Origin of the sequence: Nodosilinea sp. LEGE 07088, assembly GCF_015207395.1 — a bacterium.
Taxonomy (GTDB): domain Bacteria; phylum Cyanobacteriota; class Cyanobacteriia; order Phormidesmidales; family Phormidesmidaceae; genus Nodosilinea.
In genome coordinates this window covers 19,664-29,958 of record NZ_JADEWX010000060.1, presented here as the reverse complement: position 1 = coordinate 29,958, position 10,295 = coordinate 19,664, and the positions used below count along the sequence as shown (strand labels likewise).

General features: G+C 60.4%; 7 protein-coding genes. 4 read left to right on the top strand and 3 right to left on the bottom strand.

What is annotated here, in order from left to right; genetic code table 11:
- Positions 1-856 (bottom strand): serine/threonine-protein kinase (locus IQ254_RS14830; RefSeq protein ID WP_193966933.1); only part of this gene is annotated, 856 nt, incomplete at its 3' end.
- 226 nt (positions 857-1,082) lie between these two features.
- Here IQ254_RS14830 and IQ254_RS14825 point away from each other — a divergent pair.
- From IQ254_RS14825 to pyk, 4 genes are all read left to right on the top strand, one after another.
- On the top strand, positions 1,083-2,687 hold the full coding sequence (locus tag IQ254_RS14825) for a YcjF family protein (RefSeq protein ID WP_193966932.1): 1,605 nt from the start codon (positions 1,083-1,085) through the stop codon (positions 2,685-2,687).
- 81 nt (positions 2,688-2,768) lie between these two features.
- Complete coding sequence (locus tag IQ254_RS14820; protein ID WP_193966931.1) at positions 2,769-4,154, top strand: GTP-binding protein; 1,386 nt, start codon at positions 2,769-2,771, stop codon at positions 4,152-4,154.
- 121 nt (positions 4,155-4,275) lie between these two features.
- Entirely contained in the window at positions 4,276-7,428 is a 3,153-nt protein-coding gene (locus tag IQ254_RS14815) for an EAL domain-containing protein (RefSeq protein WP_193966930.1), read from the top strand.
- A 115-nt stretch (positions 7,429-7,543) separates the two neighbouring features.
- Entirely contained in the window at positions 7,544-8,968 is a 1,425-nt protein-coding gene (gene pyk / locus IQ254_RS14810) for a pyruvate kinase (RefSeq protein WP_193966929.1), read from the top strand.
- Between the two features lie 131 nt (positions 8,969-9,099).
- On the opposite strand, the gene IQ254_RS14805 is transcribed toward pyk, so the two are convergent.
- Positions 9,100-9,390, bottom strand: coding sequence for a hypothetical protein (locus tag IQ254_RS14805; RefSeq protein ID WP_193966928.1), 291 nt, complete (start codon positions 9,388-9,390; stop codon positions 9,100-9,102).
- Between the two features lie 103 nt (positions 9,391-9,493).
- Entirely contained in the window at positions 9,494-10,246 is a 753-nt protein-coding gene (gene urtE / locus IQ254_RS14800) for an urea ABC transporter ATP-binding subunit UrtE (protein ID WP_228040737.1), read from the bottom strand.
- Positions 10,247-10,295 lie beyond the last annotated feature (49 nt).

Here is a 10,295-nt window from a genome sequence, read left to right as displayed (position 1 = left end):
GTGGAGCAGTGGGCCGTCCCGGCGCTGTACCTGCGGCCCCGAGGGCCTGGGCCATCTCACTCACCGACTGGTAGCGATCGCCCGGTCGGTAGCTGGTGGCCCGCTGCAGCACCTGTAGCAGCCCTGGGCTGAGGGTGGGGGGCAGGTGCCAGTTGAGGTTGACATCGTCGAAAATTTCCTGAGGTTCTTTGCCCGTTAGCAGCACAATGGCCGTCACGGCCAGGGCATAGAGATCGCTGCTGGGGTAGGCTCGACCCGACTGCATTTGCTCGCTGGGGGCGTAGCCCAGTTTGCCAACCGAGGTCACCTGACTGGGAGAGCCCGGCGGCTGGATGCGGGTGACGACTTCTTTGACCACTCCAAAGTCGATCAGCACCGGCAGCTGATCGGCGCGGCGCTGCATAACATTGTCGGGGCTAATGTCGCGGTGAATGATGCCCTTGCTGTGGATATGGGCTAGCACCGGCAAGATCTGGCGCAAAAACTGCCGCACTTCCGCTTCGGAAAAGGTCATGCCCTGCTGGAGCCGCTGGTTGAGCAGCTCTCGGTAGGTGACCCCGTCAATGTAGTCTTGCACCAGGAACAACCGCTGATTTTCTTCGAAAATGGCCTGAAATTTTGGGATCTGCGGGTGCTCAATGTTGTAGAGGATGGTGGCCTCTCGCTGGAACAGTTGCAGGGCCTTGTCTGAGAACTGATCGCCCTGCTGCGGCTCGAGTTCTTTGACGGCACATTGTTCTTCAAAGCGCCCCAGATCGACGGCTAGATAGGTGCGCCCAAACCCCCCGTGACCAAGCTCTTGCACTATGCGGTAGCGGTTTTGAAGGGTGGTGCCGGGGGTCAGGGTGGGTTGCATAGCAGTGAGTTCAGTTCAAGAAAAGGGGCGGCCAGCTAGAGCGCTACACCAGTTTACAGTAGGATTACTGACCGCTCGCTGCGTGATCCGGACGGGCACTACGGTGTTTATGGGTAGGAAGTCCCCCTGGAGGAACGGGAGTTCCTTTGCGACAATAGAGAGCGGGGAGCCGGGTCGGGTCGGCGCTGCACCAGAGATGAAGGGCAGAACATGGGGCTCAGGATTGATGAATGACGGTAACCAGGCGATCGCCACCGATCAGAACAGCACCGCTGCTGCTCAGGGTGGACCGCACCCGATGGGGTGGCAGCACCTGCTCAAACGCCCCCTGCTAGTCGGCGGCTTAGGGTTGTCGGCTACCTTGGCGCTGCTGGGCAGCGCCCACTTCAACCCGTTGGCTAGCTCGACCTTGCTGAGCGCCATTGCCCTGGGGTCGGGGGTATGGTGGTGGCGACGGGGCGATCGCGCTCCGGTCACCCCTAAGCCCATGGCGCCGCCAGTGGTCGATCGTACCCGAGTCGAGGCTGAGCTGGCGGCTTTGGCCGAGCGGGTAGCGACCCTGGCCGAGGAAGCTGAGCTGGCGGCTGTGTCCACGGTGCTCCCCGAGACCCTGAGGGCTTATCAGCAACAGCATCAGGCTCTCGTGGCCGAGCTCGATCGCCCGACGCTACGAGTGGCGATCGCCGGAGACCCCCGTACCGGTAAAACCACCCTGCTCCCCCTGCTCCCCTCCGATCGCCCGCTGCTTCTACAGGAGGAGTCGCTGGCCGCCAATGCTACCCCCGACTGGCTGGGCTACGACGGCCTGCTGCTGATCACCGACGGCGATATTACTGACAGCGCCTTGACGCTGCTGCGCGATCGCCTGATTGCGGGCCAGGGGGCCGTACTGGTTTTCAACAAGCGAGATCACTATGACACCGCCGACCAGCAGACGATTTTGACCCAACTCCAGCGGCAAGTGGCTACCCTACCCGCCCCGGTGGCGGTGGTGGCCACTGCCGCAGCTCCCCGCCCCATCAAGGTGCGCCGCCACCAGGTCGATGGTACGGTCAGCGAAACCCTAGAGACGCCGCCGCCCGAGGTCGAGGGCCTGGCGGTGGCGATGGACTCGGCTCTGGTGGCTCGGCGATCGACCCTAGTCGCAGCGACTGTGCTACGCCGTACTCGGGTGCTGCGCCAGCAGGTGCAGACCGACCTCAACCGCCTGCGCCGCGATCGCGCCCTGCCCCAGATTGACCAGCTCCAGTGGGTCGCCGGGGCCGCCGCCTTTGCCAACCCCGTACCCACCCTCGACCTGTTGGCCACCGTCGCCATCAACGGCCAGCTAATTATGGATCTGGGCCAGCTCTATGGCTTTAACCTGTCCCTAGACGAAGCTAAAATGGCGGCGGGCACCCTGGCCCGTCTGACGGTGAAACTGGGGCTGGTTGAGCTCTCGACTCAGGTGCTCACCGCCGTGCTCAAGGGGCACTTTGCTACCTATGTCGCCGGGGGCCTAGTGCAAGGACTCAGCGCCGCCTACCTCACCCGTATGGCTGGCCTCAGCCTGGCTGACTACTTTGAGCAGGCGGCCCTAGCGGGTACCCCCACCGCTGAGCTGTCGTGGGATGCGATCGCCCAGCGGTTGCAGAGCACGGTGCAGCAAAATCGCCAGCTGAGCCTGCTGCAGTCGCTAACCCGGCAGGGCATCGACATTCTCAAGCCCGCTCAGCTACCTGCCAGTAGCGCCCCTGTCTTGAATCTCGATACCCCCGCTGGCGGGTGTGACCCCGTGGCCGTGGAGGCTGCACCTGCGGATACAGCTCCGGTCAGGCTTGACCGGAGCTAAAGCTTGGCGCACCGTTGAGGTGCAACCGGGGCGATGTCGGCAGGTTGCCCCAGTCTCTCTTCCCTTTACCCTGGCTACCCTATGCCCCCTTCTCCGCTGATCTATCGCGCTCGTCAAACCCTCAGCCAGGTGGTTGACCGCTACTCTAGGGCGCTCCAGGGCGAGGCGAGCGGGGCGACGGCCACTCACCAGGCGGCGGTTAAAACCGGGCTCAACCAGCTCCAGACCCTGACGGCCAAGCTGGAGTCACGCTGTTTACGGGTGGCTGTGTTTGGGCTCGTGAGTCGAGGTAAATCGGCGCTCATCAATGCCCTGGTGGGTGACGCCGCGCTGGAGACTGGCCCCCTGCACGGCGTCACCCGTTGGCCGCGTTCGGTCTATTGGCAGCCAGACATTCAAACTGGCCAACCCTGGCAGATTGAGCTAGTCGATACCCCTGGCCTAGATGAGGTGGGGGGCAATATGCAGGCCGATATGGCTGCAACGGTGGCCAATCAGGCCGACCTGATTTTGTTTGTGGTAGCTGGGGAAATTACCCCGCTAGAGTACACTGCCCTGCTCAATCTACAGCGTCGGCAAAAGCCTCTGCTGCTGGTCTTTAACAAGGTTGACCTGTACCCTGAGGTCGATCGTCAGACGGTGAGAGATAGCCTGCATCGTCTCTGGGCTGACCAGGGGCAGGGCGGGCCTCGCACCCAGCTGGCTGTAGACGATGTGGTGATGGTAGCGGCCAACCCCGCCCCGCTCAAAGTGCGGATTGAATGGCCCGATGGCCGCACCCGTGAAGAGTGGGAACCCCAGCCGCCGGAGATAGAAGCCCTGCGGCAGGCGCTGCTGACCATTGTGGCCCAGGATGGCCCCGCCCTGGTGGCGCTGAATGCCCTGCGCCATGCCCGCTCGATCGAAGGCGATATGGTGAGCCATGTTACCCGCCTGCACGGCGATCGCGCCGATGACACGATCTGGCAGTTTGCCAAGTACAAAGCCGTCGCCGTGGCCCTCAATCCGATTGCCGGACTAGATTTGCTGGGGGGAGTCATCATCGACCTAGTGCTGATCCGCACCCTGGCGCGGATCTATGGTTTTCCGATTACGAACCACGAGGCGGGGCGACTGTGGCGAGCAATTCTCAAAAGCTCGGGCACGCTGTTGCTGAGCGAGGCGGGCAGCGGGCTACTGGGGGCCGGTAAAACTACGGCGGCTTTGGTGACCCTGGTCGATAACGCCTCGGGGGTAGCGGCCCTGGCTGGGGCTATGACGGCCCAGGCCAGCGCCGCAGGCTACGGCTCCTACGCGGTTGGCCAGGCCGCTAAGACCTACCTGGAGCAGGGCTGTACCTGGGGCCCAGAGGGGGTGAGCGCCACCCTGGCCGCTATTCTCAAGGATACTGATACGTCGGCGACCCTGGCTCGTTTACGCCAGGAAGTGGCAGCTGATTTGGTTGAGTCAGCTGTTGTCAAGGGCTAACCCTGTGGACGGAGCAGCGCTGGCGGGGTATCTTAAGGCCGCTACCGTAGCCTTTCACCCATGCCGAGACATAGCTGGGTGATTTAGTTGAGGCGCTACGTTACTGTCAAGGGTGTCGTCAATGACCGCTTTCTCTGATTCAAACTCTCTAGACACCAGTGACAGGGCTAGTGCGATCGGGTTTGCCAGCTCCATCCCCAAGGCTGGCAATGGTACCGCCTCCATTGGGGACCTAGTGGAGGGTCAGCCAAAGGCGATTCAGGCCACCCTGAGAGATGCTGAGGCCAGGTTTCGAGCCGTTTTTGAGCAGATCAACCTGGGCATCTGCCAGGCCAGCCTAGACGGGCAAATGCTGGAAGCCAATCCAGGCATGTGTCGAATGCTCGGCTACAGCCGGGAAGAGTTGTTGGGCAAAACCTTCATCGACATTACCCACCCCGACGATTTGGCGCTTGATCTAGGCTATTACGATCGCCTGCTGGCAGGTGAAATCAATTCCTTTGCGATTGAAAAGCGCTATCGCCATAAGCACGGTAATTTTGTCTGGGTTGCCCTGACGGTATCTCTGGTGTGCGATGGCGATGGCCAGCTGCTATTTAGCATTGGCGTCTCCCAAGATATTAGCGCTCGCAAGCAGGAAGAGGCTGAACGTAGGGCTGCCGAGCAGGCTCTCCAGGCTTCGCACCAGCGCATCAACAACATTCTCGAGAGCATTACCGACGCCTTTTTTGCCCTCGACCAGCGCTGGCAATTTACCTACCTAAACCAGCGGGCCGAGCAGTTTTTACGGCGATCGCGCCACCAAGTGCTGGGCCAAAATCTCTGGTACGAGTTCCCTGAGGTGTTGGGTACGGCCATGTCTAAAGAGCTGCGTCGGGCTATGGCCGACCGCGTCGGGCTCACCTTTGAAGAATATATGGCCCACTCCGACAGCTGGTGTGAGTTTCACGTCTACCCCACCCAGGAGGGGCTGGCGGTGTACTTTCAGGATGTCACCAGCCGCAAGCGAGCCTACGAGCAGATCGAACACCAAATTCATCGTGAACAGGCGCTCAATCGGGTAGTCCAAGCAATTCGCCGCTCCCTAGATTTTGACAATATCTTTGCAACCGCCGCCTGTGAAGTCGCCCGCCTGCTCCAAGCCGACCACGTCGATATTCAGATGCGCCAGCCCGCCGACGGAGTGTGGCGAGTGCTGGTCGAGCATCGAGCCGACGACACCCTGCCCAGCCTGCTGGACGGCGTCTTTGATGACAATGCCTCGGTGGCCCGTCAACTTAAAAATTTCGATATTGTGCAGCTCGATACGACATCGTCAATAGCTGGGGAGGCTTCGGCTACACTGTCAGACCTGCCCCAGCTATTGGCGACGCTGCCCGGCTGCTGGCTGCTGGTGCCCCTACACATCAGTGGTGCTCTACCCTGGGGTTGCCTGGGTATTCATCGGCACGCCCCTGAACCGGGAACCGATCCCTGGAAGGTTTCTGACATTGAGCTGGTGCAAACCGTTGCCGACCAGCTCGCCATTGCGGTGCAGCAAGCCCAAACCCTGGCCCAAGCCCAGCGCGAGCTCCGCGATCGCCAGCGAGCCGAGGCTCGCCTGAAAGAAGCCCAGCGCATTGCCCATACCGGTAGCTGGGAGCTTTACCTGCCCAGCCAACGGCTCACCTGGTCGGAGGAGATGTTTCGCATCTATGGCCTTGACCCCGGCCAGCCGCCGCTGCCGTTAGAGGCTCAGCTGGCCGCCCTTGACCCTAGCGATCGCACTGGGTGGAACCAGCAGCTGGCCCAGGCCAGCCGTACTGGTCAGCCGCTCAATTTAGAAGGGGCAATTGTGCGCCCCGACGGCAACCGGCGCGTGGTGCAACTGCTGGGGCAGGCCCAGCGCAATGGCCAGGGCGACATTGTCAGCCTGGTGGGTACCCTCACCGACATTACCGATCGCAAATTGATCGAAGACCGCCTGGTCTACGAAGCGCTGCACGACCCCCTGACTGGGTCGCCCAATCGAGCCTTTTTTATGGAGCAGCTCAACGCGGCGGTGCAGGTGGCCAAAACGTCTCCCCAGGCGCGCTTTGCGGTGTTGTTTATCGACCTCGATCGCTTCAAAGTAATCAACGACAGCCTGGGGCACCTGGTGGGCGATCAGCTCTTGATCGAATGTGCCCGTCGGTTGGGCTCAGTGGTGCGGGAGGTCGATATGGTAGCCCGCCTGGGGGGCGACGAGTTTGCCGTTTTGCTCAATCCCATTGCGGTGATTGAGGATGCTCTGACGGTGGCCGAACGCATTCACCGGGTACTGCACCCTCCCCTGGTGCTCGAAGGGCGCGAGATTTTTATCAGCGCCAGCGTCGGGATTGCCTCAACGCTCACCGGTGCGGCAGAAGCCGTAGACTTCTTACGCGATGCCGATACCGCCATGTATCGGGCTAAAGAAAATGGCCGGGGGCAGTCGGCCCTGTTTGACCCGGCCATGTACGAGCAGGTGGCCACTCGCCTCACCCTCGAAAACGATTTACAGCGGGCCCTCGACCGCCAGGAGCTGGCCCTGCACTACCAGCCCATCGTCGATCTCGCCCACCAGCGCCTGATCGGCTTTGAGGTGCTGGTGCGCTGGCATCACCCGCGCTGGGGAATGATTCCGCCCAGCACGTTTATTCCCCTAGCCGAAGAGACCGGCCTGATTCTCGCCATTGGGGCATGGACTCAGCTGGCGGCCTGTCAGCAGCTGCAGCAGTGGCAACAGGCGCATCCCCAGGCCCATGACTTAGTCATTAGCGTCAACCTGTCGGTGAAGCAGTTTGCCCACGCCCAGTTGATCGACACCATCGACCGGGTGTTGGCGACCACTGGTCTCAGCGGCGACCACCTACGGTTTGAAATTACCGAAAGCGCCCTGATCGAAAACCCCCAATCTGCCGAGCAGATCTTAAAGGCCCTGCGCGATCGCGGCATTCAGCTGGGCATTGATGACTTTGGCACCGGCTACTCATCCCTGAGTATGGTGCACCAGTTTCCCATGCAGATTCTCAAAATCGATCGCTCCTTTATTCTGGCTATGGAGGCCGACCCGCGCGGCGTGGCCATGGTGCAGGCGATTTTGGCCCTGGCCCAAGGCCTGGGCATGGATGCGATCGCCGAGGGTGTTGAAACCCAGAGCCAACTCGACCAACTGCGTCGGCTAGGCTGCCCCTACGCCCAGGGCTATTGTTTTGCCAAGCCGTTGCCCGCTGCCGAAGCCGAACAACAGCTACTGCACTGGCCCCACAGCTGATCTGGCGATCGTCACCACCGCAACAGGGCATCTGCTGTAATGCAGTCAAGACTACACAGGGGCCAAAATAACTGTGCCTATACTGGGGACGACCTCTGCTCCCTGGGCTATCGCTATGGAATCCCTCCTTCGGCGCACCAAGATTGTGGCCACCATTGGCCCCGCTAGCAGTTCCAAAGCCACTCTCAAGCAAATGATCGACGCGGGTATGAATGTGGCTCGCCTCAATTTCTCCCACGGCAGCTACGACGACCACGCCCGCATGATTGCCCTACTGCGTGAGGTAGCCCAAGAACACGATACCCCGATCACCCTGCTGCAAGACCTCCAGGGGCCCAAGATCCGCGTGGGCCAGCTGTCCAACGGCCCGGTGGCTCTCCAAGAAGACACCACCCTCGACCTGGTTCCCCTCGACCAGGTTGAGGCGATTCCCGGCAGCATCGGCATCGACTACCCCTACCTGGCCGAAGAAGCCGAGCCCGGCATGCAGATTTTGCTCGACGACGGGCTGCTAGAGCTGAAGGTTGAGGCGGTCAGCGATGCCAAGGTTACCTGTCGGGTGATTCAGGGTGGCCTGCTCAAAAGCCGCAAAGGCGTCAACCTGCCCGATCTCAACCTACGCCTGCCCTCCCTGACCGACAAAGATAAGCGTGACCTGGCGTTTGGCGTGTCTCAGGGGGTCGATATTATCTCGCTGAGTTTTGTCCGTCAGGCCGAAGACATTCTCACCCTCAAAGCCATGCTGGCCGAGCTGGGGGCCAGCCATACCCCGGTGCTGGCCAAGATTGAAAAACCCCAGGCTATTCGTAACCTGCAAGAAATCTTGGCCGTGGTCGATGCTGTGATGGTGGCCCGCGGCGACCTGGGTGTGGAGATGCGCACCGAAAAGGTACCCATGCTGCAAAAGCATATTATTCGCGAGTGCAACAGCCGCTGCATTCCCGTCATCACCGCCACCCAAATGCTGGAGAGCATGATTCAAAACCCGCGCCCGACTCGGGCCGAAGCCAGCGATGTGGCCAATGCCATTCTCGATGGCACCGATGCGGTGATGCTGTCGGGCGAGTCGGCGGTGGGGGCGTTTCCGGTGCGGGCGGTGGAGATGCTGGCCCGCATTGCCATTGATGTCGAGCAAGATCTGCAATTTGTTAACGAGCCTGCCACCTACAGCGATGAAACCCATGCCCTCAGCGAGGCCCTCAACGCCATCGACCAGACCCTGGCGCTCAAATATATCGTCTGTTTTACCGAGACGGGCTACACCGCTACCATTGCCTCAGGCGAGCGACCCAATGCCATGGTGGTGGCCTGCACGTCGGTAGAGACCGTCTACCACTGGATGAATTTAATCTGGGGTGTGAAGCCCATTTTGCTCGACAGTTTTCCCCAAACCTTTGAGGAAATGGTCGCCGCCGCCGAGAGCAATCTGCTAGCCCGAGGGCTAGTGGTGCCGGGCGACAAACTGCTGGTGATGGGTGGCGTACCAGCCAATACCCCCAAGGGCACTAACTTTCTCAAAGTTCATACCGTAGTGGGGTAAACACCCGGTTTGGTTAGCCCCGATTCCGCTTGCCTAGGAAGCCATCAAAAGCCAGAAGAGCTAAAGCTTCTGGCTCCTGAATTCTCTATGCCTAAACTGCTCCCGGCTGACGTTGATACCCTTGGCGGTACCTATCGCAGAGAAATTCTAGTCTCCGCTACGGCTTGATCCATGAGCTCTTGCACATGGGCTGGCTGAAGCCCAAGCCACTCAGTCACTTGGTTTAAGTTCCAGGCTTTATAGGAAGCGATCGCCCGCAGATGGGCCAGGGTCAGAGACGGTATGGGTTCAGTCAGCCAGGCTCTCAGCACGTGCCTGGGAACTCTCAAAATAGCGGCGAGACTTTGTTTGTCGTGGTGGGTCAACTCTTGCCGTAGCCAACTGACAAAAGCCTCGGTGTTCCAGGGATAATAGCTTTGCATCTAATACAGGCGGTAGGCCATAGCCTTGACAATTAATATTTCAACCCTATGGCCTAAATGTGACAACTTTGTGATTAGACAAGGCAGCATAACAGCGACCCAACTACACCGCCAAGAACTCTTGAATAATGTCGTTGGTGAGTTCGCTGGTGGGGCCATTGGCCACAATGCCACCCCGCTGCATGGCGTAGTAGTAGTCGGCCTGACGCACAAAGTGTAGGTGCTGCTCCACCAGCAACACCGAGATCCCGGTAGTCTTAACAATCTGCTTCACCGCCGCCTCAATGTCGAGGATGATCGACGGCTGAATGCCCTCAGTCGGTTCATCGAGCACCAGCAGCTTGGGCTGACCCATGATCGCCCGCGCGATCGCCAACTGCTGCTGTTGGCCACCGCTGAGGTCGCCCCCCATGCGATCGAGCATATCCTTCAGTACTGGAAACAGCTCATAGATTTCGTCGGGCACCTCTTTTTTAGGCTTGCCCCGGCTGCCCAGTGCCTCTTGCCCAATCAGCAGATTCTCGCGCACCGTTAGCCGAGGAATGACCTCACGGCCCTGGGGCACATAGCCAATGCCCAGCCGCGCCCGGCGATCGGGCGGAAAACTATTTACCACCTGCCCCTCAAACCGAATTTCACCCGTGCGGGGCCGCAGCACCCCCATGATGTTTTTGAGCATGGTGGTTTTGCCCACGCCGTTGCGGCCAATCAGGCAGACCATCTGACCCTTGGGCACGGTCATACTCACATGCCGCAGAATGTGGCTCTCGCCGTAGTAAAAGTTAAGGCCCGAGATTTCTACCATCGGGGCAGTGGCGGGATCTTGCAGGGCAGGGTTGGGGAGGGTGGTGGTCATAGCGATTTTGGATTTTGGATTTTGGATTTCCCCTCCTGGGAGGGGCCGG